This window comes from Marinobacter xestospongiae, assembly GCF_023156385.1.
GTDB classification, from domain to species: domain Bacteria; phylum Pseudomonadota; class Gammaproteobacteria; order Pseudomonadales; family Oleiphilaceae; genus Marinobacter; species Marinobacter xestospongiae.
This window is the reverse complement of the sequence record NZ_JAKZAK010000013.1, coordinates 26,214-51,116: the sequence shown is the minus strand read 5'-3', so window position 1 is coordinate 51,116 and position 24,903 is coordinate 26,214. Positions and strand designations below refer to the sequence as shown.

Annotated in this window: 21 protein-coding genes; 11 read left to right on the top strand and 10 right to left on the bottom strand. The window is 64.6% G+C overall.

Going from position 1 to position 24,903, the window contains the following annotated elements:
* The first annotated feature begins 2 nt into the window (after positions 1–2).
* From MLD24_RS10615 to MLD24_RS10595, 5 genes are all read left to right on the top strand, one after another.
* Entirely contained in the window at positions 3–902 is a 900-nt protein-coding gene (locus MLD24_RS10615) for an ABC transporter ATP-binding protein (RefSeq protein ID WP_248166595.1), read from the top strand.
* A 275-nt stretch (positions 903–1,177) separates the two neighbouring features.
* Positions 1,178–2,416 (top strand): NAD(P)/FAD-dependent oxidoreductase, encoded by a 1,239-nt coding sequence (locus tag MLD24_RS10610; protein ID WP_248166594.1) that lies wholly within the window; start codon positions 1,178–1,180, stop codon positions 2,414–2,416.
* A 32-nt stretch (positions 2,417–2,448) separates the two neighbouring features.
* Positions 2,449–4,953 (top strand): nitrite reductase large subunit NirB, encoded by a 2,505-nt coding sequence (nirB, locus tag MLD24_RS10605; RefSeq protein ID WP_248166593.1) that lies wholly within the window; start codon positions 2,449–2,451, stop codon positions 4,951–4,953.
* 18 nt (positions 4,954–4,971) lie between these two features.
* Positions 4,972–5,343, top strand: a complete 372-nt coding sequence (gene nirD / locus MLD24_RS10600) for a nitrite reductase small subunit NirD (protein ID WP_227172836.1) — start codon at positions 4,972–4,974, stop codon at positions 5,341–5,343.
* Positions 5,344–5,446: 103 nt separating this feature from the next.
* Entirely contained in the window at positions 5,447–6,808 is a 1,362-nt protein-coding gene (locus tag MLD24_RS10595; RefSeq protein ID WP_248166592.1) for a WS/DGAT/MGAT family O-acyltransferase, read from the top strand.
* 37 nt (positions 6,809–6,845) lie between these two features.
* Here MLD24_RS10595 and MLD24_RS10590 read toward each other — a convergent pair whose 3' ends face one another.
* Positions 6,846–7,250 (bottom strand): NINE protein, encoded by a 405-nt coding sequence (locus MLD24_RS10590; RefSeq protein WP_227172838.1) that lies wholly within the window; start codon positions 7,248–7,250, stop codon positions 6,846–6,848.
* Between the two features lie 113 nt (positions 7,251–7,363).
* Positions 7,364–8,470, bottom strand: coding sequence for an AraC family transcriptional regulator (locus tag MLD24_RS10585; protein WP_248166591.1), 1,107 nt, complete (start codon positions 8,468–8,470; stop codon positions 7,364–7,366).
* Positions 8,471–8,778: 308 nt separating this feature from the next.
* Here MLD24_RS10585 and MLD24_RS10580 point away from each other — a divergent pair, with 308 nt between their 5' ends.
* Complete coding sequence (locus MLD24_RS10580) at positions 8,779–9,693, top strand: metal-dependent hydrolase (protein WP_227172840.1); 915 nt, start codon at positions 8,779–8,781, stop codon at positions 9,691–9,693.
* Positions 9,694–9,726: 33 nt separating this feature from the next.
* On the opposite strand, the gene MLD24_RS10575 is transcribed toward MLD24_RS10580, so the two are convergent.
* From MLD24_RS10575 to MLD24_RS10545, 7 genes are all read right to left on the bottom strand, one after another.
* Positions 9,727–12,390, bottom strand: coding sequence for a winged helix-turn-helix domain-containing protein (locus MLD24_RS10575; protein ID WP_248166590.1), 2,664 nt, complete (start codon positions 12,388–12,390; stop codon positions 9,727–9,729).
* A 74-nt stretch (positions 12,391–12,464) separates the two neighbouring features.
* Entirely contained in the window at positions 12,465–13,553 is a 1,089-nt protein-coding gene (locus tag MLD24_RS10570; RefSeq protein WP_248166589.1) for a DUF2156 domain-containing protein, read from the bottom strand.
* A gap of 134 nt (positions 13,554–13,687) precedes the next feature.
* Positions 13,688–14,473 (bottom strand): class II glutamine amidotransferase, encoded by a 786-nt coding sequence (locus tag MLD24_RS10565; RefSeq protein WP_227172843.1) that lies wholly within the window; start codon positions 14,471–14,473, stop codon positions 13,688–13,690.
* 12 nt (positions 14,474–14,485) lie between these two features.
* Positions 14,486–15,526 carry a GGDEF domain-containing protein gene (locus MLD24_RS10560; RefSeq protein ID WP_248166588.1) on the bottom strand — a complete coding sequence of 347 codons (1,041 nt, stop codon included), beginning with the start codon at positions 15,524–15,526 and terminating at the stop codon, positions 14,486–14,488.
* Positions 15,527–15,634: 108 nt separating this feature from the next.
* Complete coding sequence (locus MLD24_RS10555; protein ID WP_227172845.1) at positions 15,635–16,450, bottom strand: SDR family NAD(P)-dependent oxidoreductase; 816 nt, start codon at positions 16,448–16,450, stop codon at positions 15,635–15,637.
* 286 nt (positions 16,451–16,736) lie between these two features.
* The gene (yfbR, locus tag MLD24_RS10550) at positions 16,737–17,348 is read right to left on the bottom strand and encodes a 5'-deoxynucleotidase (RefSeq protein ID WP_227172848.1); all 612 of its coding nucleotides are present in this window, start codon (positions 17,346–17,348) and stop codon (positions 16,737–16,739) included.
* A gap of 80 nt (positions 17,349–17,428) precedes the next feature.
* Positions 17,429–20,347 carry a DUF748 domain-containing protein gene (locus MLD24_RS10545; RefSeq protein WP_248166587.1) on the bottom strand — a complete coding sequence of 973 codons (2,919 nt, stop codon included), beginning with the start codon at positions 20,345–20,347 and terminating at the stop codon, positions 17,429–17,431.
* A gap of 146 nt (positions 20,348–20,493) precedes the next feature.
* Between MLD24_RS10545 and pdxH the strand changes: the two genes are divergently transcribed.
* From pdxH to MLD24_RS10520, 5 genes are read left to right on the top strand one after another with little or no spacing between them, the layout of a single operon-like run.
* Positions 20,494–21,129, top strand: coding sequence for a pyridoxamine 5'-phosphate oxidase (pdxH, locus tag MLD24_RS10540; RefSeq protein ID WP_227172850.1), 636 nt, complete (start codon positions 20,494–20,496; stop codon positions 21,127–21,129).
* Positions 21,098–21,904 carry a 4'-phosphopantetheinyl transferase family protein gene (locus tag MLD24_RS10535; protein WP_248166586.1) on the top strand — a complete coding sequence of 269 codons (807 nt, stop codon included), beginning with the start codon at positions 21,098–21,100 and terminating at the stop codon, positions 21,902–21,904. The genes pdxH and MLD24_RS10535 overlap by 32 nt, the downstream gene beginning before the upstream one ends.
* A complete protein-coding gene (locus MLD24_RS10530) occupies positions 21,897–22,487 on the top strand; it encodes a DNA-3-methyladenine glycosylase I (RefSeq protein WP_248166585.1) in 591 nt (196 codons plus the stop codon). The genes MLD24_RS10535 and MLD24_RS10530 overlap by 8 nt, the downstream gene beginning before the upstream one ends.
* 57 nt (positions 22,488–22,544) lie before the next feature.
* Positions 22,545–22,850, top strand: coding sequence for a DUF6482 family protein (locus MLD24_RS10525; protein WP_248166584.1), 306 nt, complete (start codon positions 22,545–22,547; stop codon positions 22,848–22,850).
* On the top strand, positions 22,847–23,287 hold the full coding sequence (locus tag MLD24_RS10520; RefSeq protein ID WP_248166583.1) for a DUF3429 domain-containing protein: 441 nt from the start codon (positions 22,847–22,849) through the stop codon (positions 23,285–23,287). Before MLD24_RS10525 ends, MLD24_RS10520 begins: the two co-directional genes overlap by 4 nt.
* Before the next feature lie 169 nt (positions 23,288–23,456).
* Here MLD24_RS10520 and MLD24_RS10515 read toward each other — a convergent pair whose 3' ends face one another.
* Positions 23,457–24,899: an aspartate kinase gene (locus tag MLD24_RS10515; RefSeq protein WP_227172855.1), complete on the bottom strand. Its 1,443-nt coding sequence runs from the start codon at positions 24,897–24,899 to the stop codon at positions 23,457–23,459.
* Between the last annotated feature and the right edge of the window lie 4 nt (positions 24,900–24,903).

Sequence of the window (24,903 nt, the reverse complement as noted above, 5' to 3'; positions counted from 1 at the left end):
CCATGAGTAAATCGCATCTTGAGTTAACCGGTGTTGATATGGCCTTCGACACACCGTCGGGCGCTTTTCTGGCTCTGGATAACGTCAACCTGAAGATCAGTAAGGGCGAGTTCGTGTCGCTGATCGGCCATTCCGGCTGCGGCAAGTCCACCGTCCTCAACATCGTCGCCGGCCTGTTGCAGGCCACCCGGGGCGGCTGTGTACTCGACGGCCAAGAGGTCAACACCCCGGGGCCGGAGCGGGCGGTGGTGTTCCAGAACCACGCCCTGATGCCGTGGCTGACGGTGTACGAGAACGTTGCCCTGGCGGTGAACCAGGTGTTCAAAAAGTCCATGGGCAAGCGCGAAAAGCGGGCGTGGATTGAACACAACCTGGCGCTGGTGAACATGCAGCACGCCCTCAACAAACGCCCCGGTGAGATCTCCGGCGGTATGGCCCAGCGGGTGGGCATTGCCCGCGCCCTGGCAATGAAGCCCAGCGTGCTGCTGATGGACGAGCCATTCGGCGCCCTCGACGCGCTGACCCGGGCCCATCTGCAGGATTCGCTGATGGCGATTCAGCAGGAGCTCAACAGCACCGTGATCATGATCACCCACGATGTCGACGAGGCGGTGCTGCTGTCCGATCGCATCGTGATGATGACCAATGGGCCGGCCGCCAGCGTCGGGGAGGAACTGGCCATTACCCTGCCCCGCCCCCGCAACCGGGTTACCCTCGCCGATGACCCGGATTACGTGCATTACCGTCAGGCGGTGCTGTCATTCCTCTACGAGAAACAGACCTTTCCGGGACGCAGCGAACCCGAACCGGCCCCGCTGCCAGCAGAGCCGACAGTGGCAGGCCCATCGCCCGAAACCGCCGAGGACAGCAAAGCCAGCACCAGCCGGGAGGCAATCGCCTGATGACCAGCCCGGTCCGCTTCCATCGCCTGCGCCAGCACAGTGCAGGGCGACCCAGAGCGGGGCGCCGGCTTCGACGAGTTGTGCGCCACAGCCCACCTAAAACCCAGTAAATCAACAAGTTGCATTAATGGCACGATACTCGCTTTAGAAGACTCAGGATGGGGTTAGCCGGTTGCGACCGGACCATCCGCATTTCGTTGTTGGCAAAGTTGCCGGACCGTCGCGTTCTCCCCGGGGAACCCGACGCTCCGGCTTTTTTCGTTGGGAGAACACCGATGTCGGTTCAGCCAAACACACCCCGAACCCTGGTGATCTGCGGCCATGGCATGGTGGCCCAGCGGCTGCTGGAACGGCTGTGCGACCAGGCCAGCCACCCGTTCGAGCGCATAGTGGTGCTCAGCGGCGAGCCTTCGGCCGCCTACAACCGCATTCTGCTGTCGTCGCTGCTGGCCGGTGATGCGGACGAAGCCAGCCTCAGGCTGCAGGCCGACGACTGGTTCCAGCGCCAGGGCATTGAACGCCGCCAGGGCGACCCAGTGGTTGGCATCGATCGCCAGGCCCGCCAGGTGGTGACCGCCAGCGGCCATAGGGTGGGCTATGACCAACTGGTGATTGCCACGGGTTCCCGGTCCGCCAGCCTGGGCCTGCCCGGTGAGCAGCTCAACGGCGTGGTGGGATTCCGCGACCTGCGCGACACCCGCACCCTGATCGAGCTGAGTCAGCGCCACCGGCGGGCAGTGGTGATTGGCGGCGGATTCCTCGGGCTGGAAGCGGCCGAGGGGCTGCGCCAGCGCGGCATGGCCGTCACCGTGCTGCATCGCAGTTCTCACCTGCTCAACCGTCAGCTTGACCGGGTCGGTGGCACCCTGCTGGAACAGGCCCTGAGCGCACGGGGCCTGTCCATACGCACTGGTATCGGACCCATGGCCTTGCTGGGCAACCAGCAGCTGCGGGCGGTGCAACTGACCGACGAAACCCTGATCAGCACCGACCTGGTGGTGATCGCCGCCGGCACCACCCCCAACGCTGAGATTGGCCGTGACGCCGGCCTGGCCTGCGACCGCGGCATCCTGGTCGACAACCGCCTGCAGACCAGTGATCCGGCGATCCACGCCCTCGGCGAATGCTGCCAGCTTGGCGACCAGACCTTCGGGCTGGTGGAGCCGGGCTATGAACAGGCCGACGTGCTGGCGCAGGTGCTGGCCCAGCCCGACAGCCAGGCCCGTTTTGCACCAGCCGTGATTGCCACTCGCCTGAAAATCAGCGGCATCCCCATTTTTTCCAGCGGCCAGACCGACGCCGACGAGCACACCGACTCGGTGGTCTGGCAGGACTACGAAACCGATCGCTACTGCCGGTTGCTGATCCGTGACCGCAAGCTCACTGGCGCCGTGCTGTTCGGCGAAACCAGCGACGGCCCCTGGTACCACGAGTGCATTCGCCAGGGCGACGACATAACGGAGTACCGGGCCAACCTGGCATTCGGCAAACAGTACTGCAACGCGGCAGCCTGAACCGACCCCGGTCTAAGATGAGAGGACACCCCATGAGCAAGAAAAACCTGTTAGTGATCGGCAACGGCATGGTCGGTCACCATTTCCTGGAACAGTTTGTTGCCACCGACGCTGCCGCGGACTACCACATTGTGGTGTTTGGCGAGGAACCGCTGCTGGCCTACGACCGGGTCCACCTGTCGGAGTATTTCGGTGGCTCCAGCCACACCGACCTGGCCATGGGCACCGCTGAGTGGTACGCCGAGAATAACCTCGACCTGCACCTGGACGAGCAGGTCACCGGCATCGACCGCGACGCCAAACAGGTGGTGACGCCAAAAGGCACCTACGCCTACGACGAGCTGGTGCTGGCCACCGGCTCCTTCCCGTTCGTGCCGCCCATCGACGGCAATGACCGGCCCGACTGTCTGGTCTACCGTACCCTCGACGACCTCGACCAGATCCGTGCCAGTGCCGAGAATGGCAAGGTCGGCGTGGTGGTCGGCGGCGGCCTGCTGGGCCTGGAAGCCGCCAACGCCCTCAAGAGCCTGGGGCTGCAGGCCCACGTGGTGGAGTTCGCCCCGCGGCTGATGCCGGTGCAGCTGGACGACGACGGCGGCGCGCTGCTGCGCCGCAAGATCGAGGAGTTGGGGGTGCAGGTCCACACCGAGAAGGCCACCACCGCCATCGTCGACGGCGAGGACTGCCGCCTACGGATGAACTTCAGCGATGACAGCCACCTGGAAACCGACCTGATCGTGTTCTCCGCCGGCATCCGGCCCCAGGACGCCCTGGCCCGCAGCTCCGGCCTGGAGATTGGTGAGCGCGGCGGCATCGTGATCAACAACCAGTGCACCACCTCCGACCCGCACATTCACGCCATCGGCGAATGTGCGCTGTGGAACCAGCGCATCTTCGGCCTGGTGGCGCCGGGCTACACCATGGCCCGCACCCTCGCCGGCGCACTCAACGGCGACTCCGAGGCCGCCTTCACCGGCGCCGACATGAGCACCAAGCTCAAGCTGCTCGGTGTTGACGTCGGCTCCATCGGCGATGCCCACGGCCAGAGCCCGGGCGCCCGCAGCATCCGCTTCAACGACGAGGCCAGCGGAGTCTACCGCCGCATGGTGATCAGCGAGGACGGCAAGAAACTGCTGGGCGCCATTCTGGTGGGCGACAACGGCCCCTACGACACCCTGCTGCAGTACGCCCTCAACGGCATCGACCTGCCGGCCAGCCCGGAAGCGCTGATCCTGCCGGAATCCGAGGGCGGCGCCCCGGCGCTGGGTCCGGACGCCCTGCCGGACACCGCCTCGATCTGTTCCTGCCACAACGTCACCAAGGGTGACATCTGCGGCGTCATCGACGCCGGCTGCCAGGACCTTGCCGGCGTCAAGGCCGAGACCAAGGCCAGCACCGGTTGCGGCGGCTGTGCCGCGCTGCTGAAGAACGTGGTGGACTGCGAACTGGAGAAACGCGGCGTCGAGGTCAGCACCGACATCTGCGAACACTTCCCCTACAGCCGCCAGGAGCTGTTCCACCTGGTCAAGGTCAACGGCATCCGCACCTTCCGCCAGTTGATTCGGGAACACGGCCAGGGCCATGGCTGTGACATCTGCAAACCGACCGTGGCTTCCATTCTGGCCACCGTGTGGAACGAGCACATCCTCGCCACCGACCACGTCGCGCTGCAGGACACCAACGACACTTTCATGGCCAACATGCAGAAGAACGGCACCTACTCCATCGTGCCGCGGGTGCCGGGTGGCGAGATCACCCCGGACAAGCTCATCGTGCTCGGTGAGGTGGCCAAGGAATACAACCTCTACACCAAGATCACCGGTGGCCAGCGCATCGACCTGTTCGGCGCCACCCTCAGCGAGCTGCCGGAGATCTGGGAGAAGCTGATCGCCGCCGGCTTCGAGACCGGCCACGCCTACGGCAAGTCGCTGCGTACGGTGAAATCCTGCGTCGGCAGCACCTGGTGCCGCTACGGCGTGCAGGACAGCGTCGGCATGGCGATACTGCTGGAGAATCGCTACAAGGGCCTGCGCGCGCCCCACAAGTTCAAGCTGGCGGTGTCCGGCTGCACCCGTGAGTGCGCCGAGGCCCAGAGCAAAGACTTTGGCGTGATCGCCACCGACAAGGGCTGGAACCTCTACGTCTGCGGCAATGGCGGCATGCGGCCGCGCCACGCCGACCTGTTTGCCACCGACCTGAGCGACGAGGAGCTGATTCGCACCATCGACCGGGTGCTGATGTTCTACGTCCGCACCGCCGATCGTCTGCAGCGCACCAGCGTGTGGCTGGAGAATCTGGAAGGCGGCCTCGACTACCTCAAGGAAGTCATCCTGGAAGACAAGCTCGGTCTCGGCGAGGAGCTGGACGAGCACATGCAGAGGGTGATCGGCACCTACCAGTGCGAATGGAAGACCGCGGTGGAAGACCCCGAGAAGCGCAAGCGCTTCCGCGAGTTCGTCAACGACGAGCGCAAGGACCCCGTGCAGCAATGGACCACCGAACGCGGCCAGCGCCGCCCCGTGGCGGAAACCGCCTAAGCCAGAGGAGACCCAGCAATGACCCGCAAGACAACCCAATGGCACCACCTGTGCGACGTTCAGGACCTGATCCCGGAATCCGGCATCGCGGTATGGACCCCGGCCGGCCCGGTGGCGATCTTCTACCTGCCGCATCAGATTCCGTCGCTGTACGCCATAGGTCACCATGACCCCTTCTCCGACGCCAACGTGCTGGCCCGGGGCATTACCGGTGACCTCAAGGGCGAGCCGGTGGTGGCCTCACCGATCTACAAACAGCACTTCAGCCTGCGCAGCGGCGTCTGCCAGGAAGACGACAGCGTCCGCGTGCCCACCTTCCAGGTGCTGGTGGACGGCGAACAGGTACTGGTGGAAGTACCCGCAACCCAGCGGGCCGACGCCGTGGCCTGACGACCCGGGCAGCGGCTCAGGGCAGTTGGGCCACTGCCATTGTTGCCGGGCGGCCGGTAGTATCGGGGCAGACCAATAACAGCGACAACAAGGACCTGTCCCTTTGAAACCTCTCAGCCCGGCCGACCAGCTGTTCCTGTGGCTTGAAAAGCGGCAGCAGCCCATGCACGTGGGCGGACTGCAGCTTTTCTCCTTTCCCGATGACGCCCCCGATGACTACGTCGCCCAGCTGGCGGATCAGCTGCGACAGCAGACCACCGTGACGGCACCGTTCAACCAGCGTCTCACCAGCCGCTTTGGCCAGCCCTACTGGACCGAAGACACCCAGTTGGATCTGGAACACCACGTCCGCTTCGAGGCCCTGCCCACCCCCGGGCGCATCCGCGAACTGCTGGCGTTCGTCTCGGCCGAGCACAGCCACCTGATGGACCGGGAACGGCCGCTGTGGGAATTTCACCTGATTGAAGGGCTGCCGGACCGGCGCTTCGCCATCTACACCAAGGTCCATCACGCTCTGGTGGACGGCGTCTCGGCGATGCGGATGATGAAGCGGATGCTGGCGGACACGCCGACGGAGCGCGAGCTGCCGCCGATCTGGTCGTTGCCGCCCAGAGCGAACCGTCAGCCGCAGCCACGGGGATCGGTGATCGACAGTCTCAGCCACCTGCTGGGACAGTCCGGTCGCCAGCTCGGTACCCTGCCGGCGGTGGCACGGGAACTGTTGCGCACGGTGCAGCGGGCCCGCCGCAACCCCGAGTACGACTCGCTGTTTCGCGCCCCCCGCTGCATCCTCAACCAGAAAGTCACCGGGTCTCGCCGGTTTGCCGCCCAGTCCTACAGCCTGGCGCGCATCCGGGCGGTGGGGGAGGCCTTTGATGCCACCGTCAACGATGTGGTGATGGCGATGTGCGGCCACGCCCTGCGCGCCTACCTGCGCAGCCAGAGCGCGCTGCCGGAGCAGTCGCTGATTGCCATGGTGCCGGTGTCCCTGCGACGGGACGACAGCGCCGAGGGCAATCAGGTGGGGATGATTCTGGCGTCTCTGGGCACAGACCTGGCCGACAGCAGCGAGCGCCTGCGCCACATTCACCAGGAAGTCGGCGAGGCCAAGGCCCGCTACGCCAGCCTGTCGGCGGAAGAGATCGTCAACGTCACCGCACTGACCCTGGCGCCGGCGGGCTTCCACCTGCTGACCGGGCTGGCGCCAACGTGGCAGACCTTCAATGTGGTGATTTCCAATGTGCCGGGGCCCCAGCAACCGGGTTACTGGAACGGAGCCCGGCTCGAGGGCATGTACCCGGTGTCCATCGCCATGGACCGGATGGCGCTGAACATGACGCTGACCAGCTACTGCGATCAGGTGGAATTCGGTCTCACCGGGTGCCGGCGCACCCTGCCCAGCCTGCAACGGCTGCTGGACCACCTCGACGAGGGGCTGGAGGAACTGGAGGCGGCCCTGCGCTGAGCGCGCAGGGGCGATTCGGAGTTAATCAGAGGCTCCCTCAGTAGCCGGAGGACTCTGTGTTCTTGATCGACACCTGCTCATTGAGGGTCCAGAAATCGTACAGGATACCGATCAGGAACAGACCGCCGGTCAGCAGGTAGAGGATGCCGGTGATCCACTTGCCCATGTACATGCGGTGGACTCCGAACACCCCGAGAAAGGTGAGCAGAATCCACGCCACGTTGTAGCTGGTGCCCCCTTCCCGGAAACGCAGGCCGGCCTGGCGGTCCATGGACGGGATCAGGAACAGGTCAATGATCCAGCCAATCAGGAAAAATCCCAGGGTGAAGAACCAGATGGTGCCGGTCACCGGCTTGCCGTAGTAGAACCGGTGTGAGCCCAGGAAACCAAAGATCCAGAGCAGGTAACCGATGATCTTGCTGTGCGTGTCTGCAGGCTGCATGGGCTGCCCTCCTGTGTTGAAACGGGACGCTAAACGGGCCCCAGTGTAACCGAGCGTTGGCTCGGAAAAGATGACAAAGGCGACAGCTCCCGTGAAGCTGGCGAGCGCCTCGCTTAAGGCCCCATCTCCGGCGCCGGGTCGGGGCCGTCTTCGCGGAATTCGCTGGCGGATTTGCCGGTCCACTTGCGGAACGCCCGGCTGAAGTTGGACAGGTCGGCGTACCCCAGCTCGTAGGCAATCTCGCTCACCGACTGGTTGGTGTAACGCAGCAGCTGGATGGCGCGGTCCTTGAGCACGCCCTCGACAATCTCCCGGTAGGTGGTGTCTTTCTCCGCCAACCGCCGCTTGAGGGTCCGTGACGATACACAGAATCGCTCCGCCATGGCCTCCAGTGACGGCAGCGGCCCGGGCATGATGTGCAGCATGTTGCGGATGGCGTAGGTGATGTCGCCCTGGTCCTTGAGTGCCTTCTGCAACTCGAATTCGCACTGGTCCCGGGCCATCCTGGAGGCATCGGCATCGGCCAGGCGCATCTTCGCCTGCAGCAGTTTCTTCGGGAAGATGATCATTTCCGCCGGTTGCTGGTACTGGAACGCCACCGGCAGCTGGTTGGCGAAGTTGCGGAAATACCCCGGCTCCGGTGCCGTCAGATGCACCTCAACCCCGGGGATCTTGCCGTCGGTGATCTCAAACCCCATCGCCGCCGCACTGGAGCGGTCAATCAGCTGATCCGCCAGCAGCATCAGCGTGGTGGCCACCGTTTCCGCCAGGAAGTGATAGAGCCCGGGTACGTCAAACTGGGCCTGAGTGGTCACCAGAACACGGTCGTCGGTGTCGTTGATGGCCATGGTCAGAAACGGCACCCGCAACTGCAGATAGCGCCGCACCGAGTCCAGGGCTTCCCCCATGGTGGGACTGGTCAGCGCCGCCAGGCCCAGGGTGCCGTGGATGGTCAGCCGCAGCTCCCGCGCCAGCAGGAAACTGAGGCCCTGATCACCGGCAAGCGTCACCGCCCGCTCGGCCATCACCATGGCGTCGGTCACAAACACCCGGCTGTCGTTGGCCTTGAGGTCCTCCGCAAAAAAGCTCAGCCCCTCGTAGAGCTGACGTTCGTTGTGGCCCAGCTTGCCGACGGTTTCCGCCAGTACCCGCATGTAGACACCCGGCACCAGGAACAGACCCAGCATCTGCCGTTCTTTGTCAGGACTCGTATTCGCCATGGTACTTCCTTCGTAACTGGATGAACGAACTGATCGGACAGGCGCCGGACGGACACCACAGGCATCACACCTGTCTGGATGCTAGCACGAAGCCCCACGGGACAGCACCGTGGCTCCGGCGCCCGCCCCTGACGTCAGGCCAGTCAATCCGGGCCAGGGTGGCCCAACCTGAACGACCGACGTCCCCTTCTCGCCTTCTCCCGCCGGTTTGACCCCGGCACACTCAATTCATGACTGATGCGCAAAGCGCGGACTTCATCACTGAGCGCAAAGCGCGACCATTAAAAGAACAGCGCAGGAGTACCAACATGCAGACAACTCAAGACACCGCCAACAATCGTTCTGACAATCGTTCTGACAACGCCAAGACCCGGACCCCGGACAATGTGTCCATCAAGCCCCAGCGCATGGGTTTCGAGTTCGACGAAAAGAACCCGCGTTACTGGCTCGACAACAGCTACATCCTGAGCCACACCATGAATGCACTGTCGGTGCTGTTCCCTCAGGGCGAACAGTTCTTTGTTGACTCGGTACGCTACTTCCGCGATCAGATCACCGATCCCAAGATGAAGGAAGAGGTGCGGGGATTCATTGGCCAGGAAGCCATGCATTCGCTGGAACACATTGCCATGAACCAGCACGTGCGTGACCAGGGCATGCCGGTGGAAGAACTGGAGAAGCAGCTGAGTGTGGTATTGGGCATCGCCAAGAAGCTGCCGAAGCGGCATCAGCTGGCGATCACCTGCGGCCTGGAACACCTCACCGCAATGATGGCCGACATGCTACTGGAGCGGAACGACATTCGCGAAGACATGCACGAGTCGATGCAACCGATCTGGGTCTGGCACGCCATCGAGGAAACCGAGCACAAGGCGGTCACCTTTGACGTCTTCCAGGAAGTCGGCGGCACTTACGCCGAACGCGCCTTCTACCTGGCCTTCAGCACCGCCATGCTGGGCGTGGTGGCCTCCGCCTTTACCGCCCAGATGATGATCAAGGACCCGAAACACTTCAGCCTCAAGGACACCGCCAAGGGGATGTGGCGGATGTGGGGCAAGAACGGCGCCTTCTCCAGCCTGATTCCCACCTGGCTGGAATACTTCAAGCCGGGCTTCCACCCCTGGGATCACGACAACAGCGAGCTGATCGAGCGTTTCAAGGCCAAGATCAACGAACACATCGCGCCGCAGTTCAAGAACGGTAACCGTCGCACCCTGCAGTGATCAGTCAGTGATCAGAGATTCCTCAGCAATGAACTAGCTCACCAATCCCAACGCACGGGCGCGGGCCACCGCCCCCGTGCGGTTGGCCACCGCCAGCTTGCCGTAGATGCTGCTGAGGTGGGATTTCACCGTCGCCTGGCTGATGCCCAGACGTTCACTCAGGTCCTTGTTGGTGAGCCCCGATCCCAGCAGCACCAGCACTTCCCGCTCCCGGCTGCTGATGTCAGACAGCAGCGCTGAATCCAACTCCGGCGCCGGCGCCTCCGCGGCATCTCCGCCCTGACGCAACACCGCCTGAGCCGAGGTCCGGCCCTGGTTACGGGCCACGCAGGCCCGCAGAATCGGCTCCAGCAGTACCCCTTCATCGAGAAACAGTCGCACCGCGCCCATCGGCACAAACTCGTCCAGGGTTTCCGCCAGCAGCGCCACCGCCTGCCCCTGGGCCTCCTCCCGATACCAGCTGTGCTGCGCCGCCAGTACTTGCAACCGTCCCAGCAACAGCCGGTTGTCCCCCTGCGCCGCCGCCTGCTGCAACAACGCCAGGGGCTCGTCGATGGGCTGCCCCATCAGCAGGCTGCCGGCCAGCCGCAGCAGGGATTCGTGCAACACACAAAAACGCGGCCGGGCCTCGGTTTCGGCAGGCTGCTGGGACCAGCGCACCAGGGCCGAGGCATCGCCCTGGCGCCAGGCCACCAGCGCCCGCAGCGCCTCCGGTGCCGGCACGTTGTAGGCCCAGGGATTATCCAGTCGACGGTGCAGACTGGTCATGCGAGCCACCTGGGCCAGGGCCTCGGCATCGCGATGGTCAATCAGCGCCAGCCGGAACAGGGCGAACAGCAGGTACAACTGATCCAGTGGCGTCAGCCGTTCGCTGCCCAGCGCCCAGGCCCGCTCCAGCTGCTGCCGGGCATTCACCAGGTCATTCGCCTCCAGCGCCAGCAACCCCTGCAGGTACGCCAGCAACGATTGCGCTTCGGTGTCGCGGGCGGCATCCCGGAGCCAGCCGGCCAGGGTGCGATACTCCGTGGCCGCTCGATCCACTTCCCCCCGGTGCAGCAGGGCCGGAACCAGCACCACCAGACAACGCAGCAGGCAACGCTCATCGCGCCAGTGGCGGGCATCGTCCAGTGCCGCCCGGAGATAACGCTCGGCCTGGCCCAGCTCGGCCTCCATGAAGGCGTTGGCCCCCAGGGTGTACAGCGCCCAGCGCCGTAACTGGCTCTGGTCCTCAGCCAAGCCGCTGTCCAGGCCCTGCTCCAGTTGCCGCACCAGCGTCGCAGCATCCTGATGGCGGCCACTGAGGCGAACGCTGGGGCAACGCAACATCAGGCCAATGTGGACCAGCGTCGGCTCCGGCGTCTGATCACTCCCAGCCCACAGCCGGTCGGCGTGGTCCAGGCTGGCCAGAACCTGCTCGTACTGGCCCTCAAAGAAATGAAACAGCGCCGTCACCACCGCCAGCGCCGGAGACTGACGACGAAAGGCCGCAGGAAACCGCTGCAGCAGATCACCATGGATTGGCTGCACATCCGCCGCCAGCCACATCGGCAGCAACCGCTCGGCGTCGTCATAGCATTGGTCCGCCAGGTACAGCTCCAGAGCATCCCCCACCAGGCCGGTGTCCGCCAGCGCCCGTGCCGCGGCCAAGCGCTGGCGCCGGCCCTGTTCCGGCGCCTGTGGCCGGGCCAGCAGCCAGTCCCGCAGCAGATCGTGCATGCGGTACCAGGGCGGGCCGTCAGCTATGCCGTCGAGGTGCCAGACCAGCAGCCGATGCTGCCGCATACGGGCAATCAAATCACCGCTATCACCCGCTTGGCGCACGGTGTTGGCCAGTGCTTCCGAGAACGATGGCAACGGTGCCATCGCCAGCAGAAACTGCTGCAGCTCATCATCAAGCTGGCCGAATACTTCCTCCAACAGATAATCCGACAGCATCGGCGCGTCAGTCCGGTCGTTGACCGGTGCCTCGTGGTGAGCCGGGACCTGGCCTGCCAGCTGTAACGCGGCCGGCCAGCCACCGGTCTGTCGGTGCAGACTGCGGGCACGCGCCTCATCCACCGGGCTCGCTAGGCGTTGGTGCAGGAAACGGCAGGACTGGCTTTCGCTGAACCGCAGCTGGTCACAACCCACCAGCAGCGCCTGGGCCCGGGCCAGGTGGCGTGCGCGCCGTAACGGTGGTTCGTGGCGGGACACCACCACCACTCGCAACAGCGCCGGCGCCAGGTCGAACAGTCGCTGGCACTGGTTCAGCAACAACGGGTTATGGATCTGGTGGAAGTCATCAAGCACCAGGTAAAGCCGCTGGGGTGCCTGCCAGGTGCGGGCGTAATCCGACAGAGCGTTAACCAGGCTGTCGACCGGATCATCCTCCCAACCCTGGGCAAGCGCCTGGAACAGGCCCTGATGACGGCGATCAAAATGCGGGTCGATACGTGCCAGGGCTTCCCGGATGCCGGTCCAGAACAGGGCCGGCTCGTTGTCACGGGCTTCCAGCGCGAGCCAGGCGTGGGTGGGCTGGCGCTGCTCCAGCCATTGGCTGACCAGGGTGGTCTTACCAAAGCCGGCGGGCGCGCACACCAGCGTCAGCGGCGCGTCCTGGGAGCGATCCAGCAGGGCCAGGCGATCCGGGTCATCAATCAGGCCGGCGGGCAGCCGCGGCCGGATCAGTTTGGTTTCCGCTACCATTGGGCAGGTCATCCGTCACGATTCCTTTCCAGCTTATCGACGGACAGCGGGTGGCTCCACGGTGAGGCCGCCAGGGTGAGACAGAGCTAACGGTTTGGCGACCAATTGCCGCCGAGCAGGCCGGTACCGCGCAGCAGCACCGCGGCAATGCGGGCCGCACCCAGATCGCGGGCACACAGGTACCAGGGGGTTTCGCGGCCACGATAGCGGGATTTGTGGTAGGCCAGCGGCGCAAAGGCATACAGCCGGTTGCCATGGCGGTAGAACAGCTGGGCGAGACGACGCACCATCGGCTGTTCGCCGGAGCAGGCGCGCACGCCATGCAGCGGCGCGATGCCGAGAGACAGTTCCGGCACGCCCTCCTCCCGGAAGCGGGTCATCGCCTGCAGGATGATGTAGTCCAGCAGACCGGAATGGTGGGCCTCCGGCCGGGCCCGCAGGATATTGGCGCAGTACCCCACCAGCTCGCCGTTGTCGAAATAGGGATCGAAGAAAACGTAGCCGGCCAACTGACCGTCCAGGTAGGCGTAGAACTTCCGCACGCCCCACTCATCAGCAAACACCGGCGGCCGGGTCAGCAGGCTCAGTTCCCGGTGTTTGACCGCCTTGCCCTGACGCCAGGCGTCGGAGATGGCCGCCACCGCGGTCTGGTCCACGCCGGCCGCCGGCAGCTCCATCACCGACACGGCATGGCGCCGGTGCAGGTTGCTGGCATGGCGCAGCTGTTTCATCGCCCGCCCACGCAGGCTGAAGCGCTCCAGATCGACGGCAAACTCGGTGCCGATGATGTTGGTGCGATGCCCCAGCCCCGCCAGGGTATCGGCCATCTGCGGCCCCACCCCCACGTACAGCGGCCGGCCAGGCACGCTGCGCTCGAACTGGCGCAGCAACCGGGGCAATTGGTTGGGCGCCGCCACCGGATCGGTAAACACCACGTTGACCGGACCGGCCAGCGTCGGCACCGGGATGTAGGGCACGAAGCCCAGGCTGTCCAGACTGTAGTGGCGGCAGCCCTGTTGCAGGGAGAAGTAGCTGCTGGATTGGCGGCCGTGCTGACACAACCAGCTTTCCAGTTGCGCCGACGGCAGACGCACCGGCGACGCTGGCACGGGTTGCGACGGCATCAGCACGTCGGCTGCGGGCTCGGCTGTGGCTGCAATGTGGGTTACCGTCATGGACTCTACCTTTCAAGCTGTCGCTGAAGACGCAACGAAAACACTACGCTCCGGTGTCACCACCGGCATCCACCCAATGGCTGACCCCGGCGCCGGATTGCGGAACTGGATCACAGTTCCACCATCGTCTCCGGTTAATCGGTAATCGACTGTCGTCCCCGCCGAATCACTTCGCCCAGACGCCACAGCCGCCACTCACCGGGCTGGTACAGATCCCATCGTTCATCGGTGGTCAGCGGTTCGGTGACGATCACACTGACCACATCGTTGGGGGTGGTTTCGGCCTCGAAATCCACCGTCACATCGGCATCTTTCAGCCTTGCCGGGCCAAAAGGTGCTCGCCGGGTGATGCTGGCCATCTTGGTGGTGCAGAAGGTGAACAGCCAGTCGCCGTTGGTCAGCAGCAGGTTACACACCCCCTGCCGGGCGTAATCGGCGGCCCGTTCCACCAGTTGGGCGACCAGGCTATCCAGGTCAGCCTCACGACTGCCCGAGGCCCGCAGGTGATTGAGCAGGTCGCAGAACAGCGCCTCGCTGTCGGTACTGCCCACCGGCTCGTAGAATCCGGTTTGCGGCTGGAAGGTCTTGAGCTGACCGTTGTGGGCAAATGTCCAGTAGCGGCCCCATAGCTCGCGGATGAACGGGTGGGTGTTGGCCAGACACACCGAGCCAACATTGGCCTGGCGGATATGGCACACCGCCACTTCGCTCTTGATCGGGTGGGTCTGCACCACCTCGGCAATCCGCGAACTGGCACTGGCGCCGGATTCGTGGAACGCCCGCACGCCCTTGCCCTCATAGAAGGCCACACCCCAGCCATCGCGATGGGGGCCGGTGTCACCACCGCGGCGGGTCAGGCCGGTAAAGCTGAAACACAGATCGGTGGGAGTATTGGCGCTCATCGCCAGCAATTCACACATCGGTACCGCTCCCTATCCGTGCCCGTTGGCGTCAATGACACCACCAGTCTGCAACCGGCGACTGGCGCTACGCACCAGACCGTCTGCCTGATGACCATCACGATCGCTATGGGCTAGCCCCACCGCCAGTGCCGGCGAGAATGCACCGTCGTCCGCCTCCAGCCGCAGCGCGGCCACCTGCGCCTGCAAACTGGCCGTCAACTGTTCCGCATCGGCACGCTGAAGGTCGCGTAATACCAGGCCAAACGACCCGTCACCCAGGCGTCCGATCACGTCGGTGGAGCGCAACCGGTGGGTCAGCACCTCGGTCACCGCCGCCACCAGGCGATTGCTGAACGCCAGCCCCTGGTGTGCCTGCAGGGTCTGAAAACCGTCGATGTCCAGCAGCACCAGAGCGCAGGGGCTGTTGCTGCGCTGACACTCCGACAGGGTCCGCGCCAGGCTGTCACGGAAGCGCTGGTGGTTGACCAGACCGGTGAGCGGGTCCACCTGGGTCAGCGCCAGCAGTTGCCCTTCCGCCGCCTCCCGGCGCTGCTCAAACAGGTGGATGAACACCAGCATCAGGCCGGCGCACAGCAGCATGTTGAGCAGGTCCACACCAACGCCGGCGGAATGCTGGCTGCCGAGATAGTAGGTATAGCTGACACAGCCGGCGGCCATGAACGGCACGCTGAGCACCAGCCCCCGTTGTCGCCCCAGCAGCAGGTACGCCAGCACCGGCATCATCAGCACCCACACGAAGGAGGCCACCGAGGCCTGGGGCATGATGATGACGTAGTTGAAGAAGGCGAACAGTGGAATCAGGTAGCCGTAGGTCCAGACCCGCAGATGCCGACATCGGGCCAGACGGAGGTAGCCGGTCAGCAGCAGCACACTGGCCAGCAGTTCCAGACCGGCCAGCGCCGGCTTGCCGTTGTGAAACTGCAGCGCCGCGAAGGCCACCAGGGCGCCGGCAGTGACGGCGTAAAGCAGGCGAAGCAGATCGCGGCGATAATGGGGGCGCAGGCCTTCGCTGGCCGGCGCCGGGGCGTCACAGGAAGTCGAAGAAGTCATGGAGAATTGGTCCCTCAGATACCGCCAGTATACGACGCTGCCCCAGCGAGTAAACCCGCAGGCAGGGTCCTGGTTAACAGCAACCGGGAACCACATCACCAGACCGCCTCAGTTGTAGAGGCTCTTGCGGGAGAACCGCTGGACCAGGGGCTGGTAGGCCGCCCCCAGCACCCGGTTGAGGGCATCGATGCCCCAGGCATCCGGGCCCACCAGGATGCGGGACTCGTCCCGCAGAATGCCTTTGACAATGGTCTCCGCCGCTTTTGCCGGCGTGGTCATGGCCAGTTTGTCGAAACCCTTGCGCTGGGCTTCGGCGTTCTCCGATTTGCCCATGCGGGCGGCGTTGGCGATGTTGGTACGAATACCGCCGGGGTGAACACAGCTGACAGCCACCGGCTGTTCTTCCAGCTTCATTTCCTGACGCAGCGACTCGGTGAAACCGCGCACGGCAAATTTGGCGGCGTTGTAGGCGCTCTGCTTGGGCACGCCAATCAGGCCAAACACGCTGGAAATGTTCACCACGTGACCATCACCGGAGGCAATCAGGTGCGGCAGGAAGGCACGGGTGCCGTGGGCCACACCCCAGAAGTCGATATCCATCACCCACTTGAAGTCCTCGTCGGTCATCTCCCGCACCGAGGCCGACAGCGCCACGCCGGCGTTGTTGATCACCAGATTGACCTGGCCAAAGTCCTTCGCCACCTGGTCGGCATGGGCGTAGATTGCGTCACGACTGGATACGTCCAGGGTGTAGCAACGGACTTCGTTGGCACCGCACTGCTCGGCGGTTTCGGACAGACCAGCCTCGTTAACATCGGACAGGGCCAGACGGCAGCCCCTGGCCGCCAGGGCCTTGGCCAGGGCACGGCCAATGCCGGAACCGGCACCGGTAACGACAGCGACTTTGTTGTGCAGATCTTTCATCGGGGTGACCTCTTGTTATGAATTCCGGGCTCGCCGGGGCGGCGCCACAGGGTATGCCCCATCATCGCGCAGAGTCCGCAACCTCAACATGGCAGAAGGCAGCACCGAAGCTGGGCGCTGCGGTCAGTTCTGGTACTTCGCGTGTGAGGGGGCTCGCTGAGCCGGTGGGAAAGGCAGCGCATTCCGGTGCAGAAGAAGAGGCAGACGCGGTGCGCAGCAGCCGCCAGCGTGACGGTCTGCGCAGCGGGATGGTCGGCGGCTCCGGCGCCAACAGCTGAACCCGCGGCTATTCCAGCAAATGATCCAGGGGACGCTGGTAGCTGGGGGCAAACACTTCGAGGAAGTACAGCACCTCCGGCAACGCTTCCTCCTGCAGGCGGGCCAGGATCTGGTCCGCCGCCGGCTCAAACTCCCGGTTACCGGCCTGGATCTCCGCCTGGCACTTGAGCCAGGCGGACAACCGGTCCGCCGCCTTGATCAGCACCCGCTCCTGCTCCGGCCAGGTTGATTCCCGGATGTAAGGCGCAAACGCCCCCTGCAGGGACGCCGGCAACAGCGCCAGCAACTCCGATTCCGCCTTGTGTTCAACGTCGCCAAACGCCTCCCGCATCACTTTCGAGTGGTACTTCACCGGCGTTGGCAGATCCCCGGTAATCACCTCGGTGGCGTCGTGGTAGAGCGCCGCGGTCGCGATGCGATCAGCATTGACGTCACCGTCGAAGTGGCGATTACGAATCAGCGCCAGGGCGTGGGCCAGGGTCGCCACCTCCCAGGAATGGGTGGCGACGTTTTCCTCTATGGCGTTGCGCATCAGGCCCCAGCGGCGAATCCAGCGCAGCCGGGCAACGTAGGCAAAGAAATGGCTCAGGGGACGCTTGTTCACAACGTTCCTTTTCATTAAGTCGATTCTTGGATTGGATTCATGGCTTGGAATCATGGCCTCGATGGCAATGACAGCCACTGGCGGCAGGCACGCCGTCAGCGTGCCTGCAGGCTGAAGGGCACGGTCACCCGGCCGTCGTCGGACGCCGGGGCATCCAGTGACGGCTCCGCCAGAAACAGTTGGCTGGCCGGGATGTGGTACTGTTCCGACAACTGACGGTGCAGCCATTCCCCTCGCGCCGCCGCCAGTCGGCCCAAGGTTTCCGGCGGCAGGGAGCGATCAGCCGTCAGGCGTCGCACCAGCCGGTCCGCCCAGGGTTCGCCGCCGGCTGCAGCCGCCTGCTCGCGCATTGCATCCAGGGTGGCCGCGCCGAACCGGTCACGGACCGCGCCTTCCAGCGCACCGATGCGGGTTGAAGCACCGGCCTCCGCCACACCCAATTGCTGCCACAACGCCTGCCGGTGCAGCGCCAGGCCATCCCGGGACGGCACCACCGCACCACGCACTTCGAGAATCAGCTCCGGGCGCTCGACCAACGCCTGGGCCAACACCGCCAACTTGTCGGCCTCGCCGTCGGCCAGGGCGACGTCACCGGGCACAAAATCCACCGCGCCCAGCTCTTCGCCGCTCAGCCCCGCCATTTCGGCCACCGCACCCAGCGCGCTGAAGGGCGATGCCGCGGCTTTCACCACCAGGTTGACGAAGGTGCGCCACAGCACCCGGTCCAGCCGGAAGTCCGGGTCGTCCAGATTCCCGCTGACCGGGATATCCAGCTCGATCACGCCACGGCGATCCCGCAGCAGCGCCAGCCCCAGGCTGACCGGTGCCTGCACCGCCTCGTCGCTGGCCACCGCCTGGCCCAGTTCCAGGCGGTCCAGCAACACCCGGTTCTCCGCACTCAGTTCCGTGCCGGACAGCTGGTAATCCAGTCCCAGCCCCAGTTTGCCCCGGTCAATGCCATAGCCCAGGTAGCGGCCAGCGTAGGGCGAAAAGGTTGGCATGGAGACGTCGCTGAGTTCCAGGGTCAGGGTGCTGTCGCCCTCGGCTCCCAGAGGCGACAGGGTGCCGTCCAGCCGCAACTGGCCGGACTCACCGACCCGGCCCGAGAGCTGCACACGCCCCTGTTGTGGCGGAATGTTGCTGAGCCCAATCACCTGGCCATCCAGCGCCCGCAGGCGGGTATTGAAGGCGGGGCTGACGCTGCGATCGGTGTAGGCCACCTGACCACCGCTCAGTGCCAGTTCGCCTATGCGGAAGATCAATCCCGGTGCCTCTTTCTTACTGACAGGCTCGGTCGGGGTGTCGGGGTCGGCCGGGGCGTCCGTGGCATCCGCAGGCGAAGCCAGCAGCGCAGCGATATTGAGGTTTCCGGAGGCCTCCCGCAGCAGCTGGGCCTGGGGCCCGGTTAGCGTTACCTGGCCGATCTCCAGACGCGCCGGGGCGAGGTTGTATTCAATCGGCGCCAGCCGCAACAGCTGCCATGCCAGCAGCTCCTCTTCCCGGTCCACCACCGCCGTCACCAGCCCGCCAATCTCGGCGCTGCCACTGAAGGTGCCGGTCATGGGCTGTTTCTGGTCGTCCAGGTCAAGTTCACCGTCCAGGGCCAGGCGGCCGTCACGAATCGCCAGCTGGCTGGCCTGTTCGATGTAGGGTGACAGTGGTGCCAGCGCCAGGTCACGGGCGGACACGGCCGCCTCCAGGGTCAGCGGCGTCAGCGTCACCTGGCCCTGGGCGGACAGCTGGCCACCACTGGCAACACCGGTTTCCAGGAGATAGTCCACCGGTTCGGACAGTTGCTCACTCAGCGGACCCAGAGTCAGCGCCAGGTCGGTTGCCTCCAGGCTCACCGGCCGGGGCGGTTGCTGATCCTGCCAGCGCAGGTTGGCTCCGGTCAGGTTGATGCCCGCCAGCGACCACTGCCAGGCCGGGGCGCTGTCGCTGTCATCCTCAGGGGTGTCATTCGCGGCGGGATCTGTCGCCACCAGCGGTTTGAACCAGTTCAACTGGCCGTCCGCGTCGCGAGCCAGCTCCAGCGACAGGTTCTGCAGGGTCATCGGTCCCAGTTCCAGCCAGCGCTCCAGCAGGCTGAAGCGAATGTCGGTGAGGGTCAGGCGCTCCAGGGCCAGACCGGTGTCCTCACCCGCCGGCTCACGGATGGCCAGCTCCGCCACGGTCACCGCTCCCCCGGTGGTGACCAGGGACAGCCGGTTGTCGTAAGCCAGCTGGTAGTCCGTGCTGACGCTGACCTCTCCGTCGGTCAGGGTGTAGGGCAACGCCGCGCCGGCGAAGTGAGCCAGGGTGTCGTAATCCAGATCGTCCAGGGTGAGGCGCCCTTCGGAGTAGAGCGGCGCCAAGCTGAGGCTGCCTTCCCAGCTCAGGTGCTGGTCGCCGATTCGGGCCTGGAGATGGTACCAGCTGTCCCCGTCATCACGCGGGAAGGTGGCCAGGTCTGAAAGATTCAGGTTGAGGGGTGCGATATCAAAGTGCCGCGGCGTGTCCGTGCGACGATCCCAGAGCGCGATCTGCCCCTCCGCCAGCACCAGCGACCGCAGCAGCAGTGGTATCGGCCCAGATTCTGTGTCGGACTCCGGTTCAGGATCATCGGTGGCCGGGTGCTGGTCCTGCCAGTCCTGCAGCAGACTGATCTGCCCGCCCGGCAACAGCTCCAGGTGCAGCTGTGGCTGCGTCACCCGGATGCCGTCAAAGGCCAGCACACCGGTAAACAGGTGCAGAAACGACAGATCCACCCGCAGCTCCGGCACCGTCAGCACGGACTCGCCGCGGCTGTCCGTCGCGCTCAGCGCAGACGCTTCCAGCGCCAGGGAGAGGGGGTTAAAACGGATGTCCTCGACCTCCGCCTGCCACCCCAGCTGGTCCCGGAACCGGCCGGGCACCTGACGCTCCAGCCACCAGGGCAGAGCCACAAACCCGGCCAGCATGTACAGCAACAGCACCACCGCCAGCCACAGTCCGATCCGTTTGATTGTGCGGTTGCCACTCACCTGCCTTGCCACAGACGTCTCCCTATCCCTTCCCTTGGCTGAAGGGATACCAGGTTCCATTGATCCAACGATCTTGAAAGAATACACCATCGTATTCAGCCCCAGTATGACGAAGACCCTGAAGCCCCTCAAAGGCTCAACCACCAAAGGATAGCCCTATGGACATTGGTGACATGCGCCGGGAGTTCGAGAGCGAAGGCCTCGACCGCGACCACCTGGACGACAACCCCACCCGCCAGTTCGAACGCTGGTTTCACGATGCCCGCGAGGCCGGGCTGCTGGAACCCAACGCGATGTCACTGGCCACCACCGGCAGTGACGGCCTGCCGGACCTGCGCACGGTGCTGCTGAAATACTTCGACGACCAGGGACTGGTGTTCTACACCAATTACCAGAGCCGCAAGGCCCGGGAGCTGGAGGAAAACCCCAAGGCGGCGCTGCTGTTCCCCTGGATTGGTCTCAATCGCCAGGTGATCGTCCAGGGCCGGGTGGAAAAGGTCAGCAAGACCGAGTCGCTCAAGTACTTCGCCTCCCGCCCCCGCGGTAGCCAGCTTGGTGCCTGGGTTTCGGAACAGAGCCAGGTAATCACCTCGCGCGGTCTGCTGGAACAGAAAGTAGCGGAGATCAAACAGCGCTTCAGCGCCGGCGAGGTGCCACTGCCCAGTTTCTGGGGCGGTTACCGGGTGATCCCGCAACGCTTCGAGTTCTGGCAGGGGCGGCCGTCCCGGCTGCACGACCGTTTTGAATATCTGAGGCAAGACGATGGCTGGCTCATCCAGCGCCTGCAGCCCTGAGGCAACGGCACCACAAATCTGGCTGGCCCGGGTTCCCGACCAGCAGCCCGAGGCCCTGCCCGGCTGGCTGAGCCGCGAAGAACAGCAGCGGGCCACCGGCCATCACGGCACCGGTCGGCTCGATTTCCTGCACAGTCGCTGGCTGATCCGCCAGGCCCTGGGGCACGCCGCCGGGCGCCCGCCTGAACAGTGTCGACCGGTCAGCGGGCGTCCGGTGGCAGCGGCTGCGCCGGCCGGGTGGCGGCTGTCCCTCAGCCACAGCCATGGCGTGGTGGCCTGTGCCACCGCCTGGGAGCAACCGCTGGGCATTGATCTGGAACCGCTGGGACGCCACAGCCGCTGGCGGCGGGTGGTGCAGCGCTGGTTCAGCGAAAGGGAGCAGGCCTGGCTGCTGGCCGAACCGGACGCCAGCGCATTCCTGCGCTGCTGGACCCTGAAGGAAGCCTGGTTGAAGGCCACCGGCCGGGGCATCGCCGGCAACCTGCAAACCCTGGAGATCGACGCCGATGGCCAGTTGCACGGCGATTTGTCGGACCCCGACTGGTGGGCCATCAGCACCACCACCGGTGGTTTCCAACTGGCGCTGGTGTACCGCTGCCCAACCGGTGTCACTACGCCAACACAGTGGCTGGTGGCGGACCCGCAACTGTCCCTGGCCACTGCCGCGCCGCCGGTTAGCGCCGCCGGCGGCACCCCTTTCCATACGGCAGAGGGCACGGACAAGCCGGCCCGGCCCTGCCCGATTCTGCCGGCAACCGGAAGCAACCATGACTGACGACACCCAACGCTGCCCCTGGTGCGGCACCGACCCACTGTATGTCCATTACCACGATACCGTCTGGGGCCGCCCCGAGTACGACGACCTGGCGCTGTTCGAGAAGCTCTGTCTCGATGGCCAGCAGGCCGGGCTGAGCTGGATCACCATCCTGCGCAAACAGGAAACCTACCGCGAGGCCTACGATGGCTTCGACCCACAGAAAATCGTCCGCTACGACGACGCCAAGGTGGCGGAGCTGCTGGCGAACCCGGGCATTATCCGCAATCGCCTCAAGGTCCAGTCGATCATCCGCAATGCCCGCGCCTATCTGGGGTTCCAGGAGCGCGGGGAATCATTCAGTGACTTTCTGTGGTCCTTCGTCGATGGCCGACCGGTACAGAACCAGTGGCGAACCTTTGAGGAAGTACCGGTCACCACGCCACAGGCGGAGGCCATGTCCAGGGCCCTGAAGAAGGCCGGGTTCAATTTCGTCGGCCCCACCATTGTCTACGCCTTTATGCAGGCCACCGGCCTGGTCAATGACCATCTGGTGGGCTGCCCGGCCCACCAGGCCTGTCGCGACGAAGCCACATCCAACTGATCCCGCCCCGCGGGACGGTCGTACATCAGGGGGACATTCACGGCTTCGGAGCATGCCATGCGTATCACCCTGGAGGAATTGCGACAGGCGGCCAACGTTACCATCGAGCGGGTCGACATCCTGTCCCTGGAAGGCCAGCGCTACATGGCCACCCTGTACATGGGCGGGCGCGGTCAGGTGCTGTCCGATGACCATGGCCAGACCCTGCTGTTCCGCAGCAGCTGGGAGATCAAGGACACCCTGGCGGTGTTTGAGCCCCAGCGCCTGGTGATCATTCACCCATCCGCCTACAACGAAATGATCGGCATGGACCCGGCACCGGTGCCGCCGCTGAGCATTGACCTGCAGAGGCGCAAGTCGTGATCGCCATTGCCCGTCTTGCCGTTGCCGTTGGCCTGTTGGGGTTGCTGCCCTTCCTTGCCGGTGCCGCTGCCGTGTTGCTGTGGCCTGAGCGTCAGGCCCAGATGATGGACCTGTTCTACCTCTACAGTGCCGGGATCCTGGTGTTCATGGCCGGGGTCTACTGGCCCATTGGCCTGCAACTCCAGCAGCACTGCTATCCGGTCTCGCCGGTGGTGGTGATGGCGCTGAGCCAGGCGTTCTTTGTGACCGCTGGTGTCGCGGTGCTGCTACCCATGACGATCCAGGCGGTGCTGTTCCCGCTGGCCTATCTGCTGCTCTACCTGGTGGATGCGGTGTGGATGAAGAGTTTTTGGCCCGCCTGGTACCTGCGGCTGAGACTGGCATTGACCGCGGTCGCCATGGCGACGCAGCTGGCGGTGGGGATTGTGCTGTTGTAGCCAGAAGGCTGCAAAAGGCAGAAAGGGAAAACAGGGAAAACAGAGAGTGCCGCCCGGAAGGGGATCGGAGACGCCCGGCAACGCCGGACGCCCCGATCGGGAGGCAAGACACCCTCCATTACCCGGAAAGGAAGCGACCGGTTCCCTTTCCGGGCAACTCATGCACCACTTACGCCGCGACGATGGCGTACTCGTGGTTGTGAGGTTCGATCAGCACACCGTGCAACGCCGCAATGGAGCGGTCGTAGGCATCCTCATCGATGACGAACTGGATATCCACCTGGCGCATGCACTGGTGGATGGCCAGCACGCTGATTTCAGCATCCGCCAGCGCCTTCACTGAACGTGACAGGATACCCGGCACTTTCATATCGGAACCGATGGCTGATACCAACGCCACCTTGCGGGTGTTGATCTCGGCATTCGGGAACACTTCCTGCAGCGCCTTCACCACCCGCTTGATGTTCTTCAGCGTGCTGTCGACGTAATGGGTGATGGTATTGGCGTTGGTGTCCTTGGACACGAAGCGCACCTTGAAACGGGCCAGGGTGTCGAGGATCTTGCGATCGGACCCCGGCTCGCCCTGCATGTCCTGGTCGAACACTTCCACCGCGAACACCCCCTTGGCGCCGGCGATGATCTCCACCTGCGGCTTCTCACTGACGTAATCCGGCGTGATCAGGGTACCGGTATGCTCCGGCTCGAAGGTGTTCTTCACTCGCAGCGGAATCTCGTTCTGACGCAGGCCCTTGCCGGCCCGGGGGTGAATCGCCTCCATCCCCAGGTTGGCCAACTGGTCGGCAACGTCGTAGTTGGTCCGCCCCAGTGGTACCACCTTCTCTTCACCGACGATGTTGGGATCGGCGGAGCTGAGGTGGTATTCCTTGTGGATAATCGCTTCCCGAGCGTCGGTGATCACCGCCACCCGGCTGAAGGTCATCTCGCTGTAACCCCGGTCGAAGGTTCGCATCAGACCTTCCTTGCACTGGGCGTAGCCGGTCACGATGGGCAGCTCACGGCTCAGGTCGACGGCGTCGAACGCCTGCTTGAGCTTTTCATCCAGCGGCAGCAGCTCGTTGTCACGCCAGCCGGTGAGATCCACAAAGCGGGCATTGATGCCTTCCTGCTGCAATTTCAGCGCAGTGTTGAAGGCACTGTGGGCTTCGCCGATACCCGCCAGCATCTCCCGCACGGTGAGCAGATGCTCCTCGAGCTGGAACTGGCCGTAAGAGCACAACCGCTGCAGGTCGATCAGACAACCGCGAACGCCTTCGATGCGATCGGTGATGAACTGGTCCGCCTGCTGCTTGAGCATCGGGTCTTCGAACAGCTCGCCGTTGAGGTCGGTCAGGAACTGCACCAGCTTGGTGAGGTCATCGCCCCAGGCCCAGTCCGACTCGGCATCGGCGAACAGGGCGTAAACGCCCGGTTCACCGGTTTTCTTGTGCTCCAGCAGCTCATTGGTGACACCGCCGTAAGCCGAGACCACGAAGATGCGCTGATACAGCTCGTCCTCGGTGCGGCCGCCCAGGATGATGTTGTCCCGGACCGCCTCGTAGTTGCTCATCGACGTGCCGCCGATTTTTTCTACGGTATGTTGTTGGCTAGTCATTGTC